General features: G+C 65.0%; 1 pseudogene. It reads right to left on the bottom strand.

Annotated features, from left to right (window positions below):
- Window positions 1-286, bottom strand: a pseudogene (locus tag H5965_RS46065) (cytochrome P450); the annotation flags it as partial.

The following is a 286-nucleotide window of genomic DNA, read 5'->3' as shown; positions in this document are numbered from 1 at the left end:
CGGGTCCATGTGGATGAACATGCCGGGGATCAGCGGGAGGGTCGGGATGACCTGGCCCTGGTGGGTGACCGGGAAGTGGACGACCTCGCAGCTGTGGCTGAACCGCAGGTCACTGAGGACCTCGCGGACCAGCTCGTAGCTGGAGACGATCCAGCCGACGTGCCCATCCGGGTAGACCATCTTCGCGAGCGGACGTACTTCGCGCAGCGCGTCGAAAATCGCGGGCGGGTCGAACTTGTCGGTCCGAGCCCACGGCACCTCGAAGGAGATTGCGTCGGTCATGGAA

This window comes from Amycolatopsis sp. 505, from assembly GCF_031625235.1.
GTDB lineage: Bacteria > Actinomycetota > Actinomycetes > Mycobacteriales > Pseudonocardiaceae > Amycolatopsis.
This window is presented reverse-complemented; position numbering and strand designations above follow the sequence as displayed.